General features: G+C 47.0%; 21 protein-coding genes. 17 read left to right on the top strand and 4 right to left on the bottom strand.

Annotated features, from left to right (window positions below):
- Nucleotides 1–34 precede the first annotated feature (34 nt).
- The 5 genes from G8770_RS04290 (at nt 35) to G8770_RS04270 (ending at nt 5,458) form a co-directional block, all read left to right on the top strand.
- Nucleotides 35–709, top strand: coding sequence for a TetR/AcrR family transcriptional regulator (locus G8770_RS04290; protein ID WP_167182133.1), 675 nt, complete (start codon nt 35–37; stop codon nt 707–709).
- Between the two features lie 98 nt (nt 710–807).
- On the top strand, nt 808–1,734 hold the full coding sequence (gene kce, locus G8770_RS04285) for a 3,5-dioxohexanoate:acetyl-CoA acetone transferase (RefSeq protein WP_167182130.1): 927 nt from the start codon (nt 808–810) through the stop codon (nt 1,732–1,734).
- 158 nt (nt 1,735–1,892) lie between these two features.
- Nucleotides 1,893–3,485, top strand: coding sequence for a long-chain-fatty-acid--CoA ligase (locus tag G8770_RS04280; protein WP_167182127.1), 1,593 nt, complete (start codon nt 1,893–1,895; stop codon nt 3,483–3,485).
- Nucleotides 3,486–3,518: 33 nt separating this feature from the next.
- Nucleotides 3,519–3,935, top strand: a complete 417-nt coding sequence (locus G8770_RS04275; protein WP_167182124.1) for a GFA family protein — start codon at nt 3,519–3,521, stop codon at nt 3,933–3,935.
- A 68-nt stretch (nt 3,936–4,003) separates the two neighbouring features.
- On the top strand, nt 4,004–5,458 hold the full coding sequence (locus tag G8770_RS04270) for an aldehyde dehydrogenase family protein (RefSeq protein ID WP_167182121.1): 1,455 nt from the start codon (nt 4,004–4,006) through the stop codon (nt 5,456–5,458).
- 12 nt (nt 5,459–5,470) lie between these two features.
- On the opposite strand, the gene G8770_RS04265 is transcribed toward G8770_RS04270, so the two are convergent.
- Both G8770_RS04265 and G8770_RS04260 read right to left on the bottom strand, forming a co-directional pair.
- The gene (locus G8770_RS04265; protein WP_167182118.1) at nt 5,471–6,421 is read right to left on the bottom strand and encodes a type 2 periplasmic-binding domain-containing protein; all 951 of its coding nucleotides are present in this window, start codon (nt 6,419–6,421) and stop codon (nt 5,471–5,473) included.
- A gap of 124 nt (nt 6,422–6,545) precedes the next feature.
- Complete coding sequence (locus tag G8770_RS04260; RefSeq protein WP_167182115.1) at nt 6,546–7,289, bottom strand: nuclear transport factor 2 family protein; 744 nt, start codon at nt 7,287–7,289, stop codon at nt 6,546–6,548.
- Nucleotides 7,290–7,589: 300 nt separating this feature from the next.
- Here G8770_RS04260 and G8770_RS04255 point away from each other — a divergent pair, with 300 nt between their 5' ends.
- From G8770_RS04255 to G8770_RS04230, 6 genes are all read left to right on the top strand, one after another.
- The gene (locus G8770_RS04255) at nt 7,590–10,091 is read left to right on the top strand and encodes a TonB-dependent receptor (RefSeq protein WP_167182112.1); all 2,502 of its coding nucleotides are present in this window, start codon (nt 7,590–7,592) and stop codon (nt 10,089–10,091) included.
- A 145-nt stretch (nt 10,092–10,236) separates the two neighbouring features.
- Nucleotides 10,237–11,256, top strand: a complete 1,020-nt coding sequence (locus G8770_RS04250) for a ferritin family protein (protein ID WP_167182109.1) — start codon at nt 10,237–10,239, stop codon at nt 11,254–11,256.
- Nucleotides 11,257–11,274: 18 nt separating this feature from the next.
- Complete coding sequence (locus tag G8770_RS04245; RefSeq protein WP_167182106.1) at nt 11,275–11,583, top strand: MmoB/DmpM family protein; 309 nt, start codon at nt 11,275–11,277, stop codon at nt 11,581–11,583.
- Between the two features lie 12 nt (nt 11,584–11,595).
- Nucleotides 11,596–13,122, top strand: coding sequence for a ferritin family protein (locus G8770_RS04240; RefSeq protein ID WP_167182103.1), 1,527 nt, complete (start codon nt 11,596–11,598; stop codon nt 13,120–13,122).
- Nucleotides 13,119–14,141 (top strand): NADH:ubiquinone reductase (Na(+)-transporting) subunit F, encoded by a 1,023-nt coding sequence (locus tag G8770_RS04235; protein ID WP_167182100.1) that lies wholly within the window; start codon nt 13,119–13,121, stop codon nt 14,139–14,141. Before G8770_RS04240 ends, G8770_RS04235 begins: the two co-directional genes overlap by 4 nt.
- A gap of 92 nt (nt 14,142–14,233) precedes the next feature.
- Nucleotides 14,234–14,896: a TetR/AcrR family transcriptional regulator gene (locus G8770_RS04230; RefSeq protein WP_167182098.1), complete on the top strand. Its 663-nt coding sequence runs from the start codon at nt 14,234–14,236 to the stop codon at nt 14,894–14,896.
- An 82-nt stretch (nt 14,897–14,978) separates the two neighbouring features.
- Here the strand turns inward: G8770_RS04230 and G8770_RS04225 are convergent, their stop codons facing one another.
- The gene (locus tag G8770_RS04225) at nt 14,979–15,845 is read right to left on the bottom strand and encodes an HpcH/HpaI aldolase/citrate lyase family protein (RefSeq protein WP_167182095.1); all 867 of its coding nucleotides are present in this window, start codon (nt 15,843–15,845) and stop codon (nt 14,979–14,981) included.
- Between the two features lie 15 nt (nt 15,846–15,860).
- On the bottom strand, nt 15,861–16,316 hold the full coding sequence (locus G8770_RS04220; protein WP_167182092.1) for a MaoC family dehydratase: 456 nt from the start codon (nt 16,314–16,316) through the stop codon (nt 15,861–15,863).
- Between the two features lie 191 nt (nt 16,317–16,507).
- Here G8770_RS04220 and G8770_RS04215 point away from each other — a divergent pair, with 191 nt between their 5' ends.
- The 6 genes from G8770_RS04215 (at nt 16,508) to G8770_RS04190 (ending at nt 24,438) form a co-directional block, all read left to right on the top strand.
- Nucleotides 16,508–17,968: an acetyl-CoA carboxylase biotin carboxylase subunit gene (locus tag G8770_RS04215; RefSeq protein WP_208022034.1), complete on the top strand. Its 1,461-nt coding sequence runs from the start codon at nt 16,508–16,510 to the stop codon at nt 17,966–17,968.
- Nucleotides 17,969–17,970: 2 nt separating this feature from the next.
- Complete coding sequence (locus G8770_RS24335) at nt 17,971–18,480, top strand: acyl-CoA carboxylase biotin carboxyl carrier protein subunit (protein ID WP_167182086.1); 510 nt, start codon at nt 17,971–17,973, stop codon at nt 18,478–18,480.
- A complete protein-coding gene (locus tag G8770_RS04205) occupies nt 18,477–20,084 on the top strand; it encodes an acyl-CoA carboxylase subunit beta (protein ID WP_167182083.1) in 1,608 nt (535 codons plus the stop codon). The genes G8770_RS24335 and G8770_RS04205 overlap by 4 nt, the downstream gene beginning before the upstream one ends.
- Nucleotides 20,085–20,111: 27 nt before the next feature.
- Nucleotides 20,112–20,930, top strand: a complete 819-nt coding sequence (locus G8770_RS04200) for an enoyl-CoA hydratase/isomerase family protein (RefSeq protein WP_167182080.1) — start codon at nt 20,112–20,114, stop codon at nt 20,928–20,930.
- A gap of 129 nt (nt 20,931–21,059) precedes the next feature.
- Nucleotides 21,060–22,268, top strand: coding sequence for an acetyl-CoA C-acetyltransferase (locus G8770_RS04195; RefSeq protein ID WP_167182077.1), 1,209 nt, complete (start codon nt 21,060–21,062; stop codon nt 22,266–22,268).
- Nucleotides 22,269–22,290: 22 nt separating this feature from the next.
- Entirely contained in the window at nt 22,291–24,438 is a 2,148-nt protein-coding gene (locus tag G8770_RS04190; RefSeq protein ID WP_243760253.1) for a 3-hydroxyacyl-CoA dehydrogenase NAD-binding domain-containing protein, read from the top strand.
- The last annotated feature ends 373 nt before the right edge of the window (nt 24,439–24,811 follow it).

The following is a 24,811-nucleotide window of genomic DNA, read 5'->3' as shown; positions in this document are numbered from 1 at the left end:
CCAGGTATGAGTGTGTTAATAGGTGGAACTAAGTATGGCAGAAGCGGTGATTAAAAAAGGAAAGCGGCCCTCTAAAGAGCAACGTATTCAGTCGATATTACAGGCTGCACGAGAGGTGTTCGAGCTGCGTGGGTATGAAAAAGCCACGGTAGCAGAAATAGCTGAGAAAATTGGCGTCGTAGAGGGTACGGTCTTCTCCTATTTCTCCAGTAAGCGATTGCTGGTCTCCAAAGTAATGGAAGAGTTTTACGCCGACATAACCCGAAAAATTGAAGGGGGTATTAGCGGCATTGATGGGGCTCGAAACAAGCTGTTTTATGTCGTTTGGACCCATTTTACCGTCGTTAAGGAAAACTCTGCTATTTGTGCTGTAATTTTGGGCGAATCCCGAGGTGTTGAGCATACCTTTAGTGATGAGTTGCAGGATTTGAATCGACGGTACAGCCATGTGGTCGGAGAGATTATCGAGTATGGCATCAATGAAGGGGCAATAGCGGAGTCAACATCCGTAGGCCTGGTGCGCAATGTGGTGTTTGGCACCATTGAGCATTATTTATGGAGGATGTTGGACCAGGGAGTTGAAATGAATGTCGATGAACTGGCAGAAGAGTTAACTTCCTTAATCTTCAATGGCATCGCGACAAAAAATAAGAGCTCCAACAAAAGTGAAGTTGAACAACTTATCGGTAAATTAAATAAGTTGTTATAGAGTTTATGTAAACTGCATAAAACTTCACTGTTGAGCTGGGTTTTTGGATGGCGGCTTCGTTATCCAGTCGATAAAAAGCAAGTTCAGAGGTGAAGTTTATGAGTTCAAAAATCATTATTTCCTGCGCTATAACGGGGTCTATTCATACCCCGTCTATGTCTCCTTATTTGCCGGTGACTGCAGAAGAGATTGCAACTTCTGCCATTGAGGCGGCAGAGGCGGGTGCAGCGATTGTGCATTTGCATGCGAGAAATCCGGAGGATGGTCGCCCTGATCAAAGCCCGGAAGCCTTTGAACCGTTCCTGAAAACCATCAAAAATAATTCCAGCGCAATTGTTAATATTACCACTGGTGGCTCACCCTATATGCCTGTTGAAGAGCGGGTTAGACCTGCTGAGTTCTGGAAGCCTGAAGTTGCCAGTTTAAATATGGGCTCTATGAACTTTGCGCTGTTTCCCATGCTGAAGCGCTACAAGGAGTTCAAGCATCAGTGGGAGCCGGAGATGCTCGAAAACTCCAGGGATCTGGTTTTTCGTAACAGCTTTAAAGACATTGGTTATGCCTTTGAAACTCTGAATAAAACCGGCACTCGCTATGAGTTTGAGTGTTACGACACCAGTCATCTGTACAACCTGCATCACTTCTATAAAGAGGGAATTGTTAAAGGTCCTCTTTTTATTCAGACCTGCTTTGGTTTGTTAGGCGGCATCGGCTCGCACCCGGAAGATGTCATGCATATGAAGCGCACCGCTGATCGTTTGTTTGGTGATGATTATCGATGGTCAGTGCTGGCGGCAGGGCGCCCACAAATGAAAATTGCTGCTATGGCGGCGTCAATGGGTGGTCACGTCCGTGTGGGTTTGGAAGACTCCTTATGGTTGGATAAAGGCCGCTTGGCGAAAACCAATGCCGAACAGGTCCAGCGTGTTAAAAAAATCATCGAAGGCTTGGGGTTGGAGCTTGCGACACCAGAAGAGGCCAGAGAGATCCTATCGCTGAAAGGCGCTGACAATGTAGGGTTTTAGGTCGTCTACCTTTTCTTTCTAAAGACCATATTGGCTTTTGGGCCAGAAGATTATTCCCGGGGTATTGTGCTGCCAGTCGTTATTGACTTGTGGGTTAATATTGTTAAAATCCATATTGATACATGTGTCAATAATGGATTGGCTGTGCCAGTACATTGATGAATAAAAACATAAACACTGAAGATAACAGCATGCTAATTACTGATTATTTGGATTTCTGTGTAGATACATATCCTACGAAGTTGTGCCTGGGACAGGCGCAGACAAGATTAAATTATAAAGAATTTGCAGCCGATGTCGGAAATGTTGCTGGTGGTTTAATCGATGTTGGAGTGAGACATGGTGATCGTGTAGCCGTCTTGTCAGAGAACTCCATTGAGCAGCTTGCGCTATTTTTTGCATGTGCAAAATTAGGCGCTGTTTACGTGCCTTTGAACTATAGATTGGCGCCACAAGAATTGGCCTTTATCTTGTCAGACTCAGCCGCAAAAATTCTGTTTGCAGGCAGCGAGGCGCTGGCGCAGGTGGTGGATCGAATTGACGGCTCGCTCTTCCCATCCAGCCTGGAGACCCGTGTGCTGTCATGTCCCGGTGGGTCGTCAGGTGGGGGATGGCAGATGTTTGAGGCATTTCTTGGTCAATCACCTTCATTCATTGACATGCAAGCGGTCAAAGAAATAGACACTGTTTACCAAATGTATACTTCGGGTACAACGGGTCTGCCTAAAGGGGTCATGATTAGCCATCAACAATTGTGCCATTTTATTGCAGCTTATCATGCGATGCCTCCCCGTCGTCAAATGGGTGAGCCTCATTTGGCAGTGGCGCCTCTATTTCACGCTGCAGCATTTTCGTTAGCAGTGGCGGCGTTATCCTGTGCCAGACCGTTGATCATTTTAACATCGTTTAATCCGCAAGAGGTCTTGGCCACGATAGAACAGGAACAGATAGTCGATACATTACTGGTGCCTGCAATGATGAACGCTTTGGTAGCTGAAGCACAAGTGCAGGCTGTCTCTTTACCCTCCTTGAAATCGATTACTTACGGTGGATCGTCTATAGAGCCAAATCAATTGAAGAAAGCCGTTGAAATCCTGGGGTGTGAATTTCAACAGGGCTTTGGCATGACAGAAATGGTGTCTGGTCTGATTTGGTTAACACCGGATGATCACCACCGGGCTCTGGCGGGAGAAGTGTCTTTATTAAAATCCTGCGGTCGGCCCGCACCGGGTACAAGAGTGAAAATTATAGACCCTGAAACCGGTAACGATTTGGCTATCAATCAAGTCGGAGAGGTACTGTTGCAAGGTGGGCAAATGATGCAGGGTTACTGGAAACAACCGGATAAAACCACAGAAGCATTGGCTGGCGGGTGGTACCACACAGGTGACGCGGGCTGTATAGACCAGGAAGGTTATCTCTACATTAAAGACCGTATTAAAGATATGGTGGTTAGTGGCGGAGAAAATGTTTACCCGGCAGAAGTAGAAGCAGTTTTGTGTTCGCATCCACAGGTGGTTGAAAGTGCTGTCATTGGTATTCCCGATGAAAAATATGGTGAAGCTTTAGTCGCAGTTTGCGTGATTAAACCCTCGGAAAGTTTTGAGGCTGCACAACTCATAGATTACTGTAGAGAAAGAATTGCGGGTTATAAAATACCAAGAAAATACCACTTTGTTGACGCATTGCCTCGTAATGCTGCAGGAAAAATTCTTAAAAGAAATTTAAGAAATACCTATGGTGCAGTGTGATTAAAACATTAACGTTTCTTTAAGGATCAAATCATGTCAGTTCATCATTCAGGCCGTTGTATGTGCGGTGATGTTACATATCAATGTAACTCGGAAGCATTGGATGTCAAAATTTGCCATTGTAAAGACTGTCAAAAGGCCTCGGGTACTGCTTTTTCGTCTGTTGCGTTTTTCCCTTCCTCTTCAGTCAGCGTGAATGGGAAACCAACATCCTACGCAACAAATGGGTCTACAGGTTTAACTGTAAAGCGCTATTTTTGTCCCAATTGTGGATCACCATTGTATAGCCAGCTGGAAGAACTTCCTGATTTGATTTTCATTAAAACCGGGAGTCTCGATGATCCTGATAGCTTACCTCCGGCCGGTCATATGTGGTGGGAACATCACCTGAGCTGGCCAAATATAGTTGATGACCTTGAAAAACTTCCCGGTAACCCGCCATTGGGATAATAGATTGACCGGCTGGTTATCGTTAACGCCAGTGATAAATTATAGATAAAATCATTTAGGAACTGATTATGCAGCAGCAAAACATTACTTCTTTGGTTGATTCTGGAATGGATTTACATCAAGTAGTAAAAAAGCAAGTGGATAATCAGCGCCATTCTTTTTTGCAGGAAGGTCGACCTTCTGCGGCTGTACGTATTGATCGACTGGATCGGGCCATACGATTGCTGAAAGAAAACAGCGATGCAATTTGTCAGGCACTGTCGGAGGATTACGGTACCCGGCACCGATTCCAATCCATGGCCGCAGATGTTCTGGTCAGTATCGAGGCTCTCAAGCATAGTAAAAAGAATGTAAAAAAGTGGATGAAAAAAGAGCGTCGAGGCGCAAAATTTCCACTTAATCTCTTTGGCGCTAAAGCATATATAGATTATGTACCGCTGGGGGTTGTTGGTATTATTGCGCCCTGGAATTTCCCCATACAATTGATGTTTTCGCCCCTGGCCAATGTCTTGGCTGCGGGTAATCGGGCGTTAATCAAACCTTCAGAATTAACGCCTGTCACTTCCCGGTTAACAGCCGACTTGTTCCGTAAATACTTCGAGGCTGATGAAGTATCGGTAGTGACTGGTGGGGTTGACGTGGCGGTAGCCTTTAGTGAGCAGAATTTTGATCATTTAGTGTACACTGGGGCGCCAGGCGTGGGCAGTTATGTCATGCAGGCCGCAGCGAAGAACCTGGTGCCCGTTACACTGGAGTTGGGGGGGAAGTGTCCAGTAATTGTTGGTTCAGGTGCTTGTATTAAAGATGTGGTTGAACGTGTAATGACGTTTAAAACGTTGAATGTTGGCCAAATTTGCCTGGCCCCGGATACGTTATTCATTCGTGAGCAGGACCTGGAAGAATTTTCTATACAAGCGAAAAAGTATGTGCATGATTGCTTTCCGAATATTATTGACAATGAGGATTACTCCTCCATCATTAACGATCGGCACTTTTCCAGGCTCATGAGTTATTTGCAGGATTGTGAAAGTCGAGGTACTGCAATTGTGCCTTTGGGTGATTCTGAAGACGTTGCTGATCAAGCAAAGAGGAAAATACAACCTGTATTACTTGTGAATCCGGATGATGCAAGTCTGGCAATGACAGAGGAAATTTTTGGCCCCCTGTTGCCTGTAAAAACCTATACCTGTTTAACTGAGGTGATTAACTTTATCAATGAGCGAGAGAGACCATTGGGGTTGTACTATTTTGGGAATGATCGGTCTGAGATAAGCAGCATTAAAGATCGTACCACTTCAGGTGGAATGGTCATTAATGACATTGCCGCACATGCTTTGCAGGATAATATGCCTCTCGGAGGGGTCGGTCATAGTGGCATGGGTTCCTACCACGGTTATGACGGGTTCCGTCAGTTTAGTCATGCGAGGGGCACCTATGAACAGGGCTTGTTCAGTGCTTCAACTATCTTCAAGGCTCCCTATAAAGATTCAACCCTCAAGTTGTTAGAAAAACTGATGGGCTGAAGCGATAGGAAGTTATCGGGACGGCAAAATCTCATTTATTGGCATAGCCCATCGCCGGGCTATTTCCTGCCTGTCTACCAGTGAAATGGAAGAAATCGCGATTTCTAATTGTCGCAATAATTTTTCGATACCCTCTTTGTCGGCTTCAGAGGTTGAAACACAGAGTAAAACATCAGCTTCACCTACGGTATCGATTTCTAAAAATTGGCGTTCCAGAATAGTCTGCCAATACCTGGCGACAGCTTCAGAAGCCAGTACATAATCAGCCCGATGAGCGACAACGGCTTTAAATGCCCGGCCGGAATAGGCCATTTCCTCTAGTAAATATTGTTTATTGTTGAGTGTTATGGTTTTTTCTGAAGTGACAATGAGCCCAAAGATTGCCAGTGTAGGTTGAGCCTTGGGGCTTTTCTCGAGTCCATAAATGGACGTAATGGTTTTTATCAGAGGTTGAGTCAGGCAGGAAAATTTTGTCAGGGATCCAGCGATGACTTCGTTGTTGTGAGTATAAATAACACCAAGATCTGCGGTTCCTTGATTCATGGCAATGGGTATACGTTGGTAAGGGGTAGCCAATATCTTTGACTGATAGCCAGCTAACGTTACGATTAAATTGACGAGTTGTGGTATGGCTCCTTCCAGCTTTTTGGATGTTGGGTTAATCAGCGTATAGGGCGGGCTGCTATGATGTATTTTAGTGGTAATTGTTCTGTTTTCTGCAGCAAGCATTGGCGAACATATAATGAGACTGATGAAGTGGGTGAAGAGGATGAAAAGGTATCTTCGCACCGGTCCTGCGTGAGAATGTCGTCCGGGAAAGTGGTGGCCCAGTGTTTGTGTTTTTTGTACAGGCACCATGATTTGCCAGCACCAGTTGGTTAGTATGGGTAAAGTATAGCAGTGAAAAAAACGGATAGGGTCAACAAGCAAATCACCAGAGTGAAGCTGAAAGGCTGGCGCCATTTTTAAATGGAGCGCTCTGTGTCGGCGCAGTGCCAGCTTCCGCAGACCGTTTTGCGCCGTTCATGCGACGTACATGATCTGGTAACGCAAGCGGCCTGCAGATTGATGTACCGTTATTTCTTTGTCAACTGTTGCTGCTCCCAGTATCGGTATCCGGAAGCCAGAATTTTTGCGCTGGCTGCGCGGCACCGAGCTGGATGGCTACATCGCGAAAGTTCCAATAAGTAAATTCACGCACGATTTTACGCTCCCGATACTGATGGAATGTGATGCCTCGGGTGTGGGTGGTTTTGCCTTTGCAGCCTTTTATACCGAGAAAGTCATCCATATTGTGTTTGGCTCGCCAAACCCAGTTCATCACGGCCCATTCATCATAGTCGTGATCAATACCCATTAAGGTGTCTTTGGACCAAGTATCCCATTCTTCTTCGGTGTAATTACCTGGTTTAGGTTGTCTGGCAATGCCTTTGCGATCCCCCGCTGGACCACCGTCATAGCGAATGATATCAAAATGATGAACGCCTAGCGGGGCATCAGGACCGCTGTCATCAAAAGGCAAAAAAGCGCGGTACAGGGTTTCTTTGTCATCAATGGCCTGGAAAAAGGTAATATCTTCGAAGACAAAGTCATCGGCATAGTACTCAATAATCTCCGACGCGCCGCCAGTAAAAAAGGTGTCAATCCAGTCCTCACCCGTGGACATGCCCATTCGTCCTTCACCTTTAAAGCCGGGGGAGCTGCTGCCTCCGCCGAACGCCATTCCTGGTGCAATGCCCGCCAGCAGAGCACCGCAACCCAAACTTTTCAAAGCACTCCGGCGCTTGAGGTCAGGTTGTTGCCGGGTTTGTTCGAGATACGCTAAATGCATAGGTTTATCCTTATTTTAAATTGTGTTCAACTCATTAATCTTTGATTTATTTTAGTTTATACAGACCATATTCAATAGTTTCAACACTAACAGACCATAATAATAATGAGTCTGGCTCATTTTATCAATAATATATATTGACCTTTATATTAATAAGGATTTATCTTAATAGACGTTAGTGGGCGCCGAGTAGTTGCGTCTTCTTAAAGAGCTGGCTTAGAAAGGCAATCTTGAGTGAGAGCAAGCATCTTTCTATTTCGGTATTTAATTTTGAATTAAAAACATAATAACGGAGTTTCTATGAGTCACTTCAAGACACAACTGTCTATCGCTGTCGGTTTATGTTCCGGTGCACTGTGTTCTTCGCTGTTGGCGGCACAAGCGCTTGAGGAAGTTGTGGTAACGGCGACCAAAGTCGCTGAATCACAGCAGACAGTACCATTGGCAGTCACGGCATTCGATGCCGGTGCGATGCAACAAAAAGGTATAACAGAGACTTCGGATATGTCAGGAATGGTGCCATCTCTGGTGGTATCTTCCCCTTATGGTCGTTCTCAGCCTAATTTTTCTCTCAGGGGGGTGAGTGTCGCGAACGAATTTAATGCGAATGCAGCGTCTCCAATTGGTGTGTATGTGAATGAGGACTATAAACAGTTTCGCCCTACGCACGGTATGCAATTGTTTGATCTGGATCGTATGGAGGTGATTCGTGGTCCGCAGGGTACTTTGTTTGGTCGTAATACGACGGGTGGAGCGATTTCCGTTCATACGCAGCTGCCAGGCTTTGGTTCGGTTGGTGAGTTTTCCGGTTACGCCATGGGCAAGTATGGAAATTACAACCGTTGGGCTCTTGAGGGGGCGGTAGAGACTACACTGATTGAAGATGTATTGGCCATAAGGCTGGCATATACCGAAAATCAGGGTGACGGCTATCTGAAGAACAAAACGCCTGAGAATATTCCCAGCATGGTGGATTTGTTGATCGATCCCAGCAATGCGTCTAAGCCCGTAAACGCAGAATCCGATGAAGATATGTCCTCTATTGACGATAATGCGGGTCGTTTGAGCCTGGTGTATACACCGACAAATGATCTTGAAGTGGTTTTTGTCGGTACCATCGGTCAATCCAAGCCCTGGGGTACGGTCCCGGTTACCAATGAATTTGCGGATATTAACGGGGATGGTCTGACCGAGAACGTGTTTGGTTACAGTCGTGCAATGTTCGGACTCGATGATGATGAAGTGGTTACAGACCAAAATGGACGCTACAAAACCTCGGCGGAAGACTACAACCTCAAAGTAGAGTGGGATCTGCAAGAGAATTTGTCTCTAACCTCTATCACCGGATACCAGGAAGGCGATTACGATATTAAAAACGATTGTGATGGTATGCCTGTCGCTGCTTGCTATGCCCATTTTCGTTCTGATTTTGACCAGCTTAATCAGGATTTGCGTCTGTCCTGGGATTGGGATAAGACCAAGCTGATCGTTGGTGCCTATTATGGTAAAGACGAAGTATCGACCAATAACGACCAAACTTTCTTTCAGCCTTTGGAGGATTTGGCGGGAATACCCCAGGCTTCTTTTGATGCGTTGGCATCAACGGTTCCCCTGGCGGGAGCGATTTCAGCGGCAATGACCTATGCTGGCATTTCTGAATTTCCAGGTTTTAATCCACCGGTTTCTTCTTGGATTGGTCAGGGCAATTTCATTGCTGGTGCTGCTGATCCAGCCGATCCCTTGTATTCTGTCCTGGCTACGGGGTTTAAAACCAATTCGTCGTTCACGCAAGCTCGTGAATCCAAAGCGGTCTACTTTGAAGTGGCCCATTATGTAACTGACGACTTGCGTTTCACATTGGGGCTGAGGTACACCGAAGATGACTTTGTGCTGTCACATACGCGTTCGACATTTTATGACGTTAACGGCACGGCTCAGTACAACGCTATTCCTCTGTCGGCATCGCCCGACACCAGCCTGACTCTGGGCGATTTGAAAGGCAATTCTGATGAGGTGACAGGACGTTTACTGGTTGATTATCATCTTGATGAAGACATGATGCTGTATGCCAGTTACAGCAAAGGCTATAGGGCCGGCACCTTTAATGGTTTAGCGTCTCAGTCTGTGGATCAGGTTACCTTTGTCAGTCCGGAGTTTATTGACGCCTATGAAATAGGTTTTAAGTCCCGGTTGTTGGATAACAGCTTACAGTTCAATATAGCCGCCTACTACAATGACTACGCTGATCAGCAGGTGCAAGAGGTGGTGGGGGCGACGACCTTCTTGCGCAACGCAAGTGGTGAAATGAAAGGGCTGGAAGTGGAGCTGGAAAGCAACATCACCGACACTGTGTACGTGTCTTTGAGTGCAGGGTACTTGAGGTCAGAATATGACGAAGGTGTTGTGGTTGGTGGTATTGATATCGGTGGCAACCAATTCCCATTTGCGCCGGAGGTTACCGCTAACCTGTTTGTAAATTGGGAAGTTATGACCTTGGGAGATGGCACGCTAGAGTTGTCCTCTACGCTTCGATATCAGGACGACACTTGGTTTGACCCATTTAATGCCGAAAAAACCGATCTTAATGGGCCGGGTGAATCCAGTCAGAAGCAAGATGCCTACACTTTGCTGGATGCCAGGCTGTCCTATGTTGCCGATAGCCTGGAGTTGTCCTTGTGGGGTAAAAATCTTACCGATAAATACTATAAGGTTTCGGGTTTTGATACCTCGGCATTTGGCTATGACCATGCCATCCGCGGTGAGCCCCGGACCTTTGGGGTAGAGGCGCGCTACCATTTTTAAAACCATTTGCTTGCAACAGTAAGTCTTGTGCCGTGCTGGCCTTCAGTGCGGCTTTTTTTTACCCAAATCTATATTGACCCACATATCAATATTGTTTATATTGATTCAGGAATCAATATAATTCTTTGTTTACGGGAGCAACCAAGTGACTGAGAAGAGAGCAAGGGCGAACAGAAAAGCATCCTCGTTCGCCTACATCAAACCGGCCAAGCGTCGTGCAACACAATACGAAGAAATTACCTTGCACACACAGTGGGATCCTAAGAACTTTGCTGCCCAAGGCTGGTTCAATTACGACAAACAAGGACGCCCAATCTGGAGTGATGAGGCAACTCTGTTGAAATCCCCGGACTGGTGGGCCTATCGCGATCCCAACGCGGAATGGTTTACCCCCTACGTAAAACGTCAGGCGAATACGGGCCGTGCCATCGAGGCGGCCATCTCAGGCGCTACCAGAGCTAACCTGTTTGAAAATTACAATTCTGAATGGCTGGACTTTTTGGGCACGCATTACAGTGCCTACCGTTACGTTGAATATGGCTTATTTATGGCTTTGTGTCAGGCGCAGCGGGAGGCGGGTTCGGATGTCATTGCTCAGCCAATTGTGTTCCAGGCGGTAGAGAAGGATCGCCACGCTCAGGATATTACCTTGTATGGCATGGCTCTGGAAAAAGCCATAGACGGATTCAGTGACAATACCTGCAAACAAATATGGCTTGAAGATCCGTGTTGGCAGTCGGCCCGTAAGCTGGTTGAGCGACTGCTAGCTGCCCGCGATTGGGGTGAGATTAATGTCATCATCAACTGCTTGATTGAACCGCTGTTTTCGTCACTGTTTAATCGTGAGCTGGTCATGCGTCACGCGCCTCTAAATGGTGATGCGACTACCACTATTGTCGCCGAGGGGGCTGAGGCTGATCGAGACGTTCGCCGCCAAACAACCAAAGCGTTTACGGACTTAATGTGCGATCAAAACCCTCAAAATAGAGACGTTATCAATGCCTGGATAATCGAATGGGCCGATGATGTCTTTGCTGCGTGTGAAGGTTTGCGACCACTGTTTGACAGGTTACCAAACGCCTCATTGACCTTTGATCAGGCATATGAACGCGTTCTGACGGATTTTTCTGAAATTAAACAAGATTTAGAGCTGACGCTCGTTTAACAAAAAAGGCTTAGTTCAATGTCAGAGTTACAAGGTAATAATATCGTATCCGCCAAGTTGATTTGGGGTGAAGAAGCCGAAATCATCAGTGAAGTTATGATGGACAAGGTTCCTGGTCTTGTTGTTGAAGACAATGAGTCTTACTTATCGTTGACTGTCGATGGTAAAGACCTGGAGTTTGATATGAACGAAATTGCTGAAGAAATGGGGCATGCCTACAGCGTCGGGAAATTTCTTGCTGTACTGACCACCTACAAAGGCGATATTGACGTAGGCGATGATTCAGTATCGATTCGTGTGTTTAATCCAGAAAAAGAAACGGTTTAATTCGGAGTACCTATGAAAATTACTGAAGCCTATGATCGAGTAAAAGATCTTGAGTGGGAGCCTAGCTACATTAGCGAGGAAGAAAAGTGTGTAGAGACGACCAAGTTCTTCATTAAAGACGCCAAGCCAAACGATCCCTTTAAGACATTCGTTCGCGAGTACTGCGAACAGGAGTTGGAAAAAGATGAGCGTCATTATGCCTTGTTAGAAGCGTCGGCCCGTTTGCACACCGGTGAACCTGATGCTCGCTGGATGGAGGCAATGAAATTTGGTTTGTCAAATTTAGTAGGTGTTGAATACGCTGCCGCGAGAGCGATGGGTCGTATGGCGCGGACGGTAGCGCCCGTTGAATTGCGACAAGGGTACATGATGCAGATGCTGGATGAAATGCGGCACTCCAATCTGGAGATGAACATCATTCGTCATCACATGCGCCATTGGAAAGATCCTGCTGGCTATGATATGGCCGCTGTAGCAAATGCCAATAGTGTCGGCAGTTCCATTTTCCGTTCTATGACCGAAGACCTGATGACCTCTGATCCAGTGGAAACATCTATTGGGTTACAGGTGTTTATCGAAACAGGTTACACCAATCCCTTCTTTGTGGGTTTGTCGTCATCAGCGGCCGCATCGGGCGATGACATGATGGCATCAACCATGATGACTATCCAGTCCGATGAAGCGCGGCACATGGCCAATGGCTGGGCGACGCTAAGCTGTCTGCTCAACGACGACCGCAATATTCCATTGATTCAAGATGCCATGGATAAATGGTCATGGCGTATTCATACCAGTTTCGGTACCGGTGTCAGCCTGTTTAACGACTATTTTGTCCGTAAACATACTGATTCGGCCAAAGAAATGTTGAATCGCTGGGTAATGGACGATTTCTATGGTGGTTTCTATCAGAAGCTTGAAAAATTCGGTATCAAACCACCTAAATTCCTCGACCAGATGATCAGTGATCTGGATTGGACGTCACACACCACCGCCGTATACCTGTTTGGTGCGTGGCCCGTCTTTTTCCATCGCTATGATGCCCTTAATGACGATGACTTTGAGTGGTTTGAGAAGAAATACCCAGGATTCTATGAGCACTTTGGCTCATTCTGGGAAGCTTATGGCCAGTGCAAAGATCCCGAAGATAGAAAGCTGGTACTGAAAGAGATGGGTGGGCTGCCAAATTTCTGTCAGGTTTGTCAGCGTCCGACTATATTTCCGCGCCCCGATTTGGCGCGCCCGCGCAGCATGGCTTTCAGGGGCAAGAATTACATTTGCTGTTCGGATGGCTGTGAGCATATTTTCCGCAAAGATCCAGAACACTATATTGGGTCGAAGAGTTTTTATGATATGTACGAAGGCAAGAACATTGCAGACGTTACGGAATCATTGGGTTACCTGCGTGAAGACGGTAAAACGTTAATGGCACAGCCAGAGCTGGAGCCCAAAAGAATGTGGACCATTGATGATGTACGTCGTTGTGAGTACATTATTGAGCGCCCTGCAATGCCTCCCAAAAGCGATCTGGGGGATCTATGAGCTACAAAGTTACCTTGGCGCCATTTGATGTAGAGTTTTCCTGTGAGGAAAATGACACGATTTTAGAGGCAGCTTTCAAAGCTGGGGTAGCTTTGCGGCATGGATGTAAGCATGGCGGCTGCGGCGCATGTAAAGTGAAGGTGCTCGACGGTTGCGTTGAGCACAATGATCATGCCACGGCCATATCTGAAGCAGAGATCGATGAAGATATTGCCTTGCTATGTTGTTCGCTACCCGAAGAAGATGTTGTCATTGAATTGAATGATGACTATACCCTGGAAGAACTGACACCAGAATTTCCGGTGGCAGAACATCCCCTGACGCTGGCTGAATTAACCTGGGTAACGCATGATATTGCGCACTTGGTCTTAACTCTTCCGGAGGGGGAGTGCTTTGGCTTTCGCGCTGGTCAATACCTGGAAATATCCCTGCGAGGAGATGAGAATTTTCGCTCATTCTCAATGGCAAATATCTCTACAGATGGCGGCGTAGAACTGTTGATCAAATTGATGCCAAATGGTCATTTCAGTCGCTATTTGAAGGATCAGGCCTGTGCGGGTGATGCCCTCACTATTCGGGGGCCGTTCGGTCAATTCGGAATTAGTGATACAGAAGCCCCAATGGTGATGATTGCAGGAGGCTCCGGTATGGCTCCTATCATGTCAATGTTGCGGCAGTTAAAAGACGAGAAGTCAACGCGGCCTATTCAATTCTTCTATGGTGCACGCAGCCAGGAAGATTTATTTTGGGTTGATCAGATCAAGAGTTTTTCGCTCGACTTGCCAAATTTTGAGTTTATTCCTGCGTTGTCAGAAGAGCCATCGGATTCCGGTTGGCAGGGGGAAAAGGGCCTGATAACGGATGTGGTTGCTCGCCGTACGGTAGAATCCTTGAGAGGTTCAGAGGGGTATTTGTGCGGTCCTCAAGGGATGATTGACGCAGCGGTTGATGTTCTCAAAAGCAAAGGTATGTTCAGTGCTCGAATCCGCTTTGATAAGTTTCTCATTAGTGCAGATTAGCGTCTGAACGGAGTATCTGTCTAGCTTTGAGGCGAGAATCAAGCTGCCGAATATGGTATGGTTAAGCCTCAAAGCTAGAAAGGATTTCCTCGGTGCCACGATTGACAAAAAAAACTGCAGACAAAGGCCGATTAAGTAAGCAAGCACAAACTAAGCCGCGTGTTCGAGCTACACGAATGTCCCCAGAGGCCAGGCGGGCCAATTTATTGCAGGGGTTATTGCATATTTGTGCCGAAAAAGGACTAGGTGAAGCGTATCACAGTGATGTGGCGGCTTGGGCTGGAGTTTCTGTGCCCACAGTATTTCACTATTTTCCTACCAAAGAAGAAATGGTGGAGGTCGTGATTGCTGAAGTTTCCCGTTTTTTGATAGAAGATATTGTAGGGCCTCATTCGGATGAAACCGATAATGCATCCGATTCAGTGGTGCATATACTGATGGCATTTTGTGATGCCATTGATGATCATCCGGATTATGTGCGGGTATGGCTTGAATGGAGTGTTGCCGTACGCGGTACACTGTGGGAAGAGTATCTGAGGTTTTATGAAAATGCCTTGAGGGGCGTGAAACGGGTTCTTTTGCGCGGGTTGAGAGATGGTTCAATTGATAGGGGTGTCAATATAGATGTGGCCTGCCGGGTCATTGTCGGTGCGGCACATATGATTGCGCAAATGCGATTTGCAGGTTCCAATCGGGAGCAAATTTTGGAAACCGTGACCTCGCTAGTGAACACCTATCTGGGCGACAGAAAATAAAACCCGTTTCATCGAATCATCGGCCCCCATAAGCGGGGGCTTTTTTCAATTGTTAACATCCCATCAAGGTCGTGGCAATAAATCAGAGAGCACTCGCCTGCATCAAAGTGCGTTGTGCTTGCTTCAGGTGAGGCAGGTCTAACATACGCCCATCAAGCCCGACCGTCCCGCTAGAGTTATTGGCAAAAGCGTCAACCACTCGTTGTGCATAAAGTACTTCTTCTTCAGATGGGGAAAAGTATTTGTTGATTATTGCCACTTGTTTTGGATGAATGGCGATTTTACCGGCAAACCCCTCTTTTCTGCCGTTAATGCAGTCGCGAATCAGGGCTTCTTCATCATTGAAGTTTGAGCAAATGCCATCTACGGCGTGCAGATTGCCTGCGCCACAGGTTACCAGGCAATGAGCCCGATTCATCTGGTGAACCAAAAAGTAGTTCCCGTTTTCGTCTTTGTTGGTAGAAGCCCCAATATCGGCGGACATATCTTCGGCGCCCCAGGTCATGGCCTGCAGTCGTGGTGTGGCTTGCGCAAACTGATACTGATTGATTGTGCCCTGAGCACTCTCAGCCAGTGACATGATGCGGGTGCTGCCAACTTCGATTCCATGCTCTGTCTCAAGAACTGAAAGATAGTGATCCAGCTGTTCAAAATGCTTTTGGCTTTCAGGTTTGGGGAGAAAAATACCGAAAGGCTTGGCTTTCATTACGGCGCAAAGGTCGGCCAGTGCATGTGATGTTGATAGAGGATTGATGCGCACCCAAATTTGCGGGCTGTCCTGTTCGAAGGTTTCCAGAAAAGCTGTGGTTATGATGCGAGCGGTGTTTTTATTGGCTTCTGCAACGGAATCTTCCAGGCAAATAATGATGGCATCAGCATAGCTGCCGGCAATTTTACCCAGCTTTTTCTCGCTGTCACCGGGAACAAATAAATAGGATCTAGGGTGCATGGCTAATTCTCTGGATCAGGCTGCAGGGGAGCGTTGCAGCAGGGTGATGCGAATGATGGAGCAGACTAGGTTGTCGTGCTGGTTGTAGACGAGGTGTTCGAACGTAACGATGCCGGCATCCGGGCGTGATTTACTTTCGCGCTTTTCTTTGATCACCGTTTCTACGCGCAGAGTGTCGTTGATAAATACTGGCTTGGGAAACTTCATTTCCCCAAATCCCAGGTTGACTACCAGAGTTCCCATGGTGGTGTCTTCAATAGATACGCCGCAGGCAAACGACACAGTGTACATGCTGTTAAAAACGCGCTGCCCAAATTCGGTTTTCTTGGCGTACTCCTCGTCCAGATGCAGGGGTTGCGGGTTGTGGGTGATAGAGCAGAACAGCACGTTGTCTGTTTCGGTCACGGTTCGGGTCAGGCCGTGTTTGATGGTTTGGCCGACTTCGGCTTGATCAAAATAGATTCCGGGCATTTCGTTTCTCCTAATTGAGTTTAACTTAAGATAAATTCTGATGTATTTACTATGTTTTATGGTGATTATGCTCTTATTGATAATTAAGTCAATTTAATATTGAGTTGGACTCAATTTATGTGTAGAGTGCTCAAGTAGTGATGGCCGGGTGCCGAATCAGATAGAGGGTGGTGAAAATGACAGGTAAAGCCATGAAGAAAGTATTAGTCGCCAATCGGGGCGAGATTGCATTGAGGGTGCTGGAAAGTCTGCAGCGTCTGGGGATTGCATCGGTAGCTATTTATCACGAGAGCGATCGTTTATCGCCAGTGGTGCAACAGGCGGATGAGGCCTTTGAGATTTACGGTGAGACCCCTTCGGCTGCGCACTTGGATATCGAGCAGATTATCGCTCTTTGCAAGGACAATGGTGTGGATGCCGTTCATCCTTGTTATGGCTTCTTGTCGGAAAATACCAAGTTTGCCAAAGCGCTTGAAGAGCAGGGTATTATCTTTGTCGGACCGTCAGCTGAGGTGATTGAGTTGATGGGTGACAAGATTGCTTCTCGCGATTTTGTGTCGGCCAATGGCTTTCCTGTGCCGCCGTCCATCACTGTGGATATTGACGATCCCTCTTTCATGGGGCAGTTGCAGGATATGCAATTTCCGGTGGTGGTTAAGGCTTCTGCCGGAGGTGGCGGTAAAGGTATGAGTATTGTACGTCGGCCGGAAGATCTGGCTGCGGCTGCTCGAGTGGCCGCATCCGAGGCGTTGAAATACTTCGGTGATGGTCGTGTTTATGTGGAGCGATTTTTTGAAAGTGCTCGCCATATTGAAGTGCAGATACTGGGGGATGGCGATAACGTTATTCATTGTGGTGAGCGTGAATGTTCTATTCAGCGTCGCTTTCAGAAGGTTATTGAAGAATCGCCGTCTATCGCGTTGACGGCTGAAGCGCGCCAGCAAATCTGTGAGGCGGCTGTTGGTATTGCCAAGACGGCCAAATACAGCAGTGCGGGTACCGTAGAGTTTCTTTACACCGATCAGGGGGAGTTCTTCTTTCTGGAGATGAATACCCGTATTCAGGTGGAGCACCCTGTTTCTGAGATGGTGTACGACCTGGATTTGGTTGAACAGCAGTTGCGTATTGCGGCTGGTGAGTCGTTGGCGTTGTGTCAGTCGGATATTGTTGCTAATGGTCACGCTCTCGAATGTCGTATCTGTGCTGAAGATGCCTTTAACGATTTCATGCCTGCTACTGGCAAGGTGTTGGCGGTGCGCGCTCCGCAGGGAGAGGGTGTACGTTTTGATAGCGGTATCTATGCGGGACAGAGGGTGACAACGGCTTTTGATCCTATGCTGGCCAAGTTGATTGTGCATGCGCCCAGTCGTGAGGGGGCCATCAGTAAAATGCAGGCTGCCTTGGGTGAGTTGGTGATTCTCGGGGTTAAAACCAATATCGATTATTTGTTGGCTCTGCTGGATCACGACAAGATCCACTTTGGGGATTTTGATACCAACTTTATTAAGAATCACGACATTAAACCGCTGCCTCTTTCTGAGGATGTAAAGCATGCGGCCCTTTCTGTTGCTATGTTGGCGGAAAAAGAGTCTCAGTTGATGGCTGATAAAACCCCTGATCTGTATAGCTACATTGGCGCGTGGAGTAATTAATCATGAAGCACGAATTTAGTCTGCAAAATGCACTCTATCAGGTGTTGCCGGTTTACCGTCGCAATGAAACCAAGTTGACTATTGATGGCAAGCCTTTTGTTGCGCAATTAAATTGGATTGATGATTTCGAGTGTCAGTTGACGCTGGATGGTAAACGTTATTCGGCTATTGTGGCTCAGGATGACAACAACCTGTTTGTGCACATAGATGGCAAAACGTTAAGTCTGACTCTGGTTGACAGTGCAGCCGAAGCGATGGCGGCCGATGTGGTTGAGGGTACTCAGGTTGAAGCGCCGATGCCGGGTGTGGTGATTGATGTGCTGGTGGCCGAGGGAGATGAGGTAAAAGAAGGTCAGACGCTTCTGTTGATAGAAAGCATGAAGTTGCAAATCGAATTAAAAGCCAAAATCGACGGTGTAGTAGAAACGGTTCCGACATCCCAGGGTGCCAGTTTTAACAAAGGTGATGTTCTTATGACGCTGGCAATCGGTGAGGAGGAGGCATCCAAATGAAACGTATTCAATCAAAATTAAACACGCATTCTTCAGAGTATCGTACCTTCAAAGCGCATAATCAGAAGCTGGTCAGTGATTTTCATCAAAAGCAGGAGATGGCCCGCTTCAGCCGTCCGCAGAGAGACGTTGAACGCCTGCAAAAACAAAACAAAATGATGCCGCGAGAGCGTCTGGATCACTTGCTTGATCCCGGCACCCCGTTTTTGGAGTTTTCATCGTTAGCGGCAAACATGGCCTATGACGGCAATGCACCGGGTGCGAGTTGTATTACGGGTATTGGTATAGTCGGTGGGCGTGAAGTGGTCATTAATGCCAGTGACAGTTCGGTAAAAGGCGGTGCCTGGTACCCGCTGACTGTAAAGAAAATGGTGCGCGCAACCGACATTGCCCTGGAAAACCGTTTGCCAATGATCCACATGTGTGACAGTGCCGGTGGTTTCCTGCCTTTGCAGTCGGATCTGTTTGGTGACAAGTATATGGCGGGACGCATTTTCCGCAATCAGACGCAGCTTTCCAAATTGGGTTGTAAGCAGTTGTCGCTGGTGTTTGGTAACTGTACTGCCGGTGGTGCTTATGTGCCGGCGTTGTCTGACTACAGTGTGATTGTTAATGGTACCGGCGCGGTCTTTTTGGGTGGTCCTGCTTTGGTTAAAGCGGCTACCGGTGAAGAGGTGAGTGTTGACGAACTGGGTGGTGCCAAAATGCACACCACAGTATCCGGCACCTGTGATTACTATGCGGCCAATGAAATTGAGGCGATCAAAATTGGTCGTGAAATCGTCGAGCAGTGGGAGCAACCAACCAAGTACGCTCTGCAGCGAGAGACTCCGGAAGACCCTTATTACGACCCCAATGAATTATATGGGATTATCCCTGATGACGTAAAAAAACAATTCGACATGCGTGAAGTGATTGCTCGCATAGTGGATGGCAGTCGCTTCGCTGAATACCAGCCCAACTATGGTGAAACCATGATTTGCGGTTTTGCTAATCTGATGGGTTATAAAGTAGGTATTCTGGGTAACAATGGGGTGTTGTTTAACGACAGTTCGTTGAAAGCTGCGCACTTTATTGAGTTGTGTAATCAGAATCACGTGCCGTTGATTTTCCTGCAGAATATTACTGGATTTATGGTTGGTAAAGAGTATGAGCGTGCGGGTATTACCAAAGATGGTGCCAAAATGATTATGGCGCATGCTTGTGCCGAAGTGCCTAAATTTACCGTTATGACTAATGGCTCTTTTGGTGCGGGTAACTACGGAATGTGTGGACGCGCATTTGATTCTCGCACTTTGTTCAGTTGGCCAAACAGCGAGATTTCGGTAATGGGACCTGAGCAGGCTGCGAATGTTCTGTTAACGGTTAAGCTGCAACAATTAAAGCGCAACGGCATCGAGCCTGATGCAAAAGAGCTGGATGAAATTCGTGCTCAGGTTCTGGCGAACTATGAAAATCAGACCAGTGCTTACTTTACCTCGTCTGAAATATGGGATGACGGAATTATTGATCCGGTAGCGACTCGTAATGCGCTGGCGATTTCTTTGGAAGCGTCACTCAACAGACCGTTTGGTGATCCGAATTATGGTGTATTCCGATTATAACGTACCAATAGCAGAAGAGAATTCAGTATGGCAATCGAAAAAATGATGACGACCGATCTTTGTGATCATCGAGTGCAAGTTTCACTGACTGGTGGTATAGGAACAATATTGTTCAATGATCCTGATAACTTTAATGCACTTGATGAATTCAGTTGCAAGGCTTTTTCTGAAGCGGCTACCTGGCTAAGTTTACAGAGCAGTGTTCGGGTGGTGTTACTTCGGGCCAAGGGAAAAGCGTTTTCCGTAGGTGGAAGCATTGCGGCCTTTTCCAGTGCCGGATCAAATGCCGATGCATTACTCGGTGCCATGACTACGCATTTTCACACGGCCGTCTCCCGGCTGATGCGTATGGATGCACCAGTGATAGCCGTTGTGAACGGCATTTGCGGTGGTGGTGGTGCCAGTCTGACTTGTGTTGCGGATCTGACACTTGCAGCGGAGTCTTCAAAGATTACGTTCGCGTACACCTTATCGGCAATATCACCCGACGGGGGAGCCACTTATGCTTTACCACGGATTGTTGGTATGCGAAAAGCTTATGAACTGTTGGTGTTGAATCCTACCCTGACCGCCGCTGATGCCAAAGAGTTGGGAATTGTCACCGAGGTAGTCGAGGATGATCAGTTGGATGATGTGGCCATGAAGTGGGCCAATCGCTTGTCGAATGGGCCAACCAAAGCCTATGGTGCGGTTAAGGCTTTGTTGCATGATAGTCTTGCGAACTCACCTGAGGCGCAGATGCAAAACGAAGGGATATCCATAGCCCGACTGGCGGTTGCCGAGGATGGTCAAGAAGGTATTGATGCCTTTTTGAAAAAAAGAAAGCCAGAATTTAAAGGGCGATAGTCTTAGTCGGGCTCTACGAAGTTTCTCCCACGGCGGGGGGAGGCATTTGGGTGCCCATTTCTTGCTGTTTTCCGATTTGGAGGGCTCTCTCCAAATCGGTTTTTTTACAAGATATTTTGTGAGGCTTTAATGACAAACACAGCTTATATTTTTGACGCAGTGCGAACTCCGCGCTGTAAAGGAAAACCTGATGGGAATCTGCACGAAGTCAAGTCCATAGATCTTGGTGCAAGTTTGCTACGAGCACTACAGGATCGCCACAAACTGGATACCAGCTATGTGGACGATGTGGTAATGGGCTGCTGTACTCCCATAGGAGAACAAGGTAGCGATGTGACCAAAATGATTGTTCAAAATGCAGGTTGGGACGACTCGGTACCGGGTATGCAGCTTGATCGATTTTGTGCATCCGGTTTGGAAGCCGTCAATATAGCGGCTCAAAAAGTCGCCTCTGGCTGGGAGGATCTGGTGGTGGCTGGTGGTGTGGAAAGCATGTCCCGTGTACCCATGGGATCAAACGGTGGAGTCATGGGTGGGGATGCAGGTTTTAGCATTGAGACCGGTTATGTTCCGCAAGGTATTGGTGCCGATGCCATTGCGACGCTGGAGGGGTTTAGCCGTAGTGACGTCGACCATGTGGCGTATACCTCGCAACAGCGAGCCGCCTTGGCCCAGGAAAATGGCTACTTTGATAAATCTGTTATTGCGGTCACAGACAGAAACGGATTGACGATTGCAGAACGGGACAACTTTATTAAATCCACTACAACCAAGGAAGTGTTGGCGCAACTCAAACCTTCTTTTGAAAAATTTGGTCAGCAGGGTTTCAACGATATCTTGATTAACAAGTATCATACACTTGCTTCCATTAACCATGTACATACTCCAGGTAACTCTTCCGGGATTGTTGATGGTGCCAGCGCCGTTTTAATCGGAAGTCAGCAGGCCGGTCAGGATTTAAATTTAACGCCTCGCGGACGAATCGTGGCAACTGCAGTGCTGGCAACTGACCCTATGTTGATGTTGGTGGGACCTGCTCCGGCGGCACTGAAATGTTTAAAAAAAGCGGGACTGAAGAAAAGCGATATTGATCTTTGGGAAATTAATGAAGCCTTTGCGTCGGTGGTGCTCCGTTATATGAAGGATCTTGACCTGAGCTATGAGCAAACCAATGTCTGTGGCGGTGCGATTGCGATGGGGCACCCTTTGGGCGCTACCGGTGGTATGTTAATTAGTGTTGTTCTGGATGAGCTGGAGCGCAGGCAACTTAAACGGGGAATGATTTCATTATGTGTCGGTGGTGGCATGGGAATCTCCACGATTATCGAACGCCTCTAATAGAATAAACGGTTTGGAATTTATGATGACTGATTTTAACTATCAAAAAGACAGTGATGGCATTGTCACAATCACCATGGATATGGACGGCCCTGTCAATGCCATGAACAGTGAATATCGTAACGCAATGGACGTGGCGATCAATCGGCTTAAAAATGAAGATGGCCTAACCGGCGTTGTTATTGCCTCAGCAAAAAAAGTTTTCCTAGCTGGCGGTGATTTAAATGAAATATATTCAATGCAGCCAGGACAAGAGCAGGATTTCTTTAATATTGCACAGACAATAAAGTCGCAATTGCGTTTTTTCGAGAAGTTGCCAGTACCTGTCGTCGCTGCTATTAATGGTGCCGCAATGGGAGGCGGTTTTGAAATCTGTCTGGCGTGTAATTATCGTGTGGCAATTAACGATCCAAAATTACGAATGGCACTACCTGAAGTGACCTTAGGTCTTTTACCGGGTGCAGGCGGCATTGTACGCTTGGTCAATATGTTGGGATTGCAGGCTGCCTTACCTTATCTGATGGAGGCCAAGGCGCTGTCGACGGAGAAAGCAATAGAAGCGGGAATTCTACAGGCAACGGTTGATTCACCTGATGAATTGTTGCCACACGCAAAACAGTGGATATTGAATAACCGCAATAATCCGCAAGCATCCATTCAGGCGTGGGACACCAAAGGCTTTAAAATTCCTGGCGGTAAAGCCGATGCCCCTGAAAATAACCTGTTTACTACCTTTGCGGCTGCTCAACTGTTTAAGAAAACCCGTGGCTTGTTGCCTGCTCAAAATGAAATTTTAAATGTCTCGGTGGAGGCAGCTAGAGTAGGCTTTGATGCGGCATTAGTGATTGAATCTCGCAGCTTGACCCGACTGGTGATGTCGCCAGAAGCAAAAAACATGATGAGCACATTCTTCTTTCAGCTTAACAAGCTGAATGCGGGTGCGAGTCGACCAGAAGGCTTTGATAAAAGCGAAGTAAAAAAACTGGGTGTTATCGGTGCCGGTATGATGGGGCAGGGGATTGCCTATTCGGCTGCCATGGCTGGTATTGAGGTGGTCTTGAAAGATGTCTCTTTCGAAGCTGCTTTAAAAGGGAAGCAGTATTCAGAAAAAGTGTTGGCCAAGCAAGTCGACAGAGGGCGTCTCACAGAGGAATCAAAAGCCAATGTTCTAGCACTGATAACGGCCAGTAACCAGGATCAGGATTTAAATGGCTGTGACCTGATTGTCGAAGCTGTGTTCGAAGACATGGCCTTGAAGCACAAAATAAGCCGATCAACCGAACAGTATTTGCAGGAAGAGGGTGTTTGGGCGTCAAATACCTCTACATTACCTATTTCCATGCTGGCAGAGGGCAGTCAAAAACCTGAAAATTTTATCGGTCTGCACTTCTTTTCACCAGTGGACAAAATGCCTTTGGTCGAAATTATCTGTGGTGACAAAACTTCGGATAAAACGCTGGCTAAAGCGTTTGATTTTGTTAGGAAAATTAAGAAAACACCGATTGTCGTCAACGATTCACCGGGATTTTTCACATCCCGGGTCATCATTACCTATCTTGATGAAGGCATCAGATTGCTGACGGAAGGCATTAATCCGGTCAGTGTTGATAATCTCGGTGTTGCCATCGGAATGCCGATCGGCCCTTTGGCAATTCATGATGAAACGGCTTTGAAATTAACTCAAAGCATTTTTAATGCCTGGCGTGATCTGGGACTGGAGTCCCCGATTGGTGATACCAGTATTATGGAGGGCGTACTCACAACCATGATTGACGAGAATCATCGGGGAGGGCGCCAACATGGAGGTGGATTCTATGAATACCCTCAAGGTGAAACGAAATATATTTGGCCTGAATTGACAACACTTTACAGCAACTCTGATGCGGAAATTGTGGGCGAGGATATCAAAGATAGACTTCTTTTCAGACCCACTATCGAGGCGTTGAAATGTTTGCAGAGCGGTGTACTGCGTGCATCTGCTGACGGTAACATCGGATCAGTCATGGGGATTGGTGCACCTACATGGACGGGTGGCTATATCCAGTGGGTTAATAACTTTGGTTTACAGCGTTTCATTGATCGCTGCAGGGCGTTAGAGGAAAAGTACGGCGAACGTTTTGCTGTTCCCCAGGTAGTCGTTGATGCTTTAGAAAGCAATAGCCGTTTGTAAACGGTCGTGGGGGATAGGGCGCCTTCTCTTTGTCCATCCCCCCCTCGACATCACCTGTTTTTTGGGCAGTTTCTGGAAAGGAAGGCGCTAGGGTTAATTTTCTCTGAAAATACCCGACACATTAATGGAAAGAAGATGATTGAATGAAATATTAAAAAAACAGTGACTTGGATGTTCCCGTCTAGAGTGTTTGAGACCGTGTCAGACGCCCCAAGGCTTATCGAGGAGAAATGTGAATTTTGGTCTTATTGTTTGACCAACGCAGCTTGGAAAACACATCGGTGATATCCTCCAGCGGCGCAACGGAGCTAATCAGGACCTTCGGGTCAACTTGACACCGAATTTGAAGATGAGTTCGCCGGACGGTTAAGCC

It is taken from the genome of Pseudomaricurvus hydrocarbonicus (assembly GCF_011602365.1).
Taxonomy (GTDB): domain Bacteria; phylum Pseudomonadota; class Gammaproteobacteria; order Pseudomonadales; family Cellvibrionaceae; genus Pseudomaricurvus; species Pseudomaricurvus hydrocarbonicus.
The sequence above is the reverse complement of the archived record's forward strand: the minus strand, read 5'-3'. Positions and strand labels throughout refer to the sequence as shown.

Bases quoted from the DNA above. Each gene is read 5' to 3' on its own strand.
- G8770_RS04190 (WP_243760253.1), top strand. From the start codon at position 22,291: ATGATGACTGATTTTAACTATCAAAAAGACAGTGATGGCATTGTCACA.
- G8770_RS04235 (WP_167182100.1), top strand. From the start codon at position 13,119: ATGAGCTACAAAGTTACCTTGGCGCCATTTGATGTAGAGTTTTCCTGT.
- G8770_RS04260 (WP_167182115.1), bottom strand. From the start codon at position 7,289: ATGCATTTAGCGTATCTCGAACAAACCCGGCAACAACCTGACCTCAAG.
- G8770_RS04195 (WP_167182077.1), top strand. From the start codon at position 21,060: ATGACAAACACAGCTTATATTTTTGACGCAGTGCGAACTCCGCGCTGT.
- G8770_RS04225 (WP_167182095.1), bottom strand. From the start codon at position 15,845: ATGCACCCTAGATCCTATTTATTTGTTCCCGGTGACAGCGAGAAAAAG.
- G8770_RS04240 (WP_167182103.1), top strand. From the start codon at position 11,596: ATGAAAATTACTGAAGCCTATGATCGAGTAAAAGATCTTGAGTGGGAG.
- G8770_RS04270 (WP_167182121.1), top strand. From the start codon at position 4,004: ATGCAGCAGCAAAACATTACTTCTTTGGTTGATTCTGGAATGGATTTA.
- G8770_RS04215 (WP_208022034.1), top strand. From the start codon at position 16,508: ATGAAGAAAGTATTAGTCGCCAATCGGGGCGAGATTGCATTGAGGGTG.
- G8770_RS04245 (WP_167182106.1), top strand. From the start codon at position 11,275: ATGTCAGAGTTACAAGGTAATAATATCGTATCCGCCAAGTTGATTTGG.
- G8770_RS24335 (WP_167182086.1), top strand. From the start codon at position 17,971: ATGAAGCACGAATTTAGTCTGCAAAATGCACTCTATCAGGTGTTGCCG.
- G8770_RS04200 (WP_167182080.1), top strand. From the start codon at position 20,112: ATGGCAATCGAAAAAATGATGACGACCGATCTTTGTGATCATCGAGTG.
- G8770_RS04280 (WP_167182127.1), top strand. From the start codon at position 1,893: ATGAATAAAAACATAAACACTGAAGATAACAGCATGCTAATTACTGAT.
- G8770_RS04205 (WP_167182083.1), top strand. From the start codon at position 18,477: ATGAAACGTATTCAATCAAAATTAAACACGCATTCTTCAGAGTATCGT.
- G8770_RS04265 (WP_167182118.1), bottom strand. From the start codon at position 6,421: ATGGCGCCAGCCTTTCAGCTTCACTCTGGTGATTTGCTTGTTGACCCT.
- G8770_RS04255 (WP_167182112.1), top strand. From the start codon at position 7,590: ATGAGTCACTTCAAGACACAACTGTCTATCGCTGTCGGTTTATGTTCC.
- G8770_RS04290 (WP_167182133.1), top strand. From the start codon at position 35: ATGGCAGAAGCGGTGATTAAAAAAGGAAAGCGGCCCTCTAAAGAGCAA.
- kce (WP_167182130.1), top strand. From the start codon at position 808: ATGAGTTCAAAAATCATTATTTCCTGCGCTATAACGGGGTCTATTCAT.
- G8770_RS04275 (WP_167182124.1), top strand. From the start codon at position 3,519: ATGTCAGTTCATCATTCAGGCCGTTGTATGTGCGGTGATGTTACATAT.
- G8770_RS04220 (WP_167182092.1), bottom strand. From the start codon at position 16,316: ATGCCCGGAATCTATTTTGATCAAGCCGAAGTCGGCCAAACCATCAAA.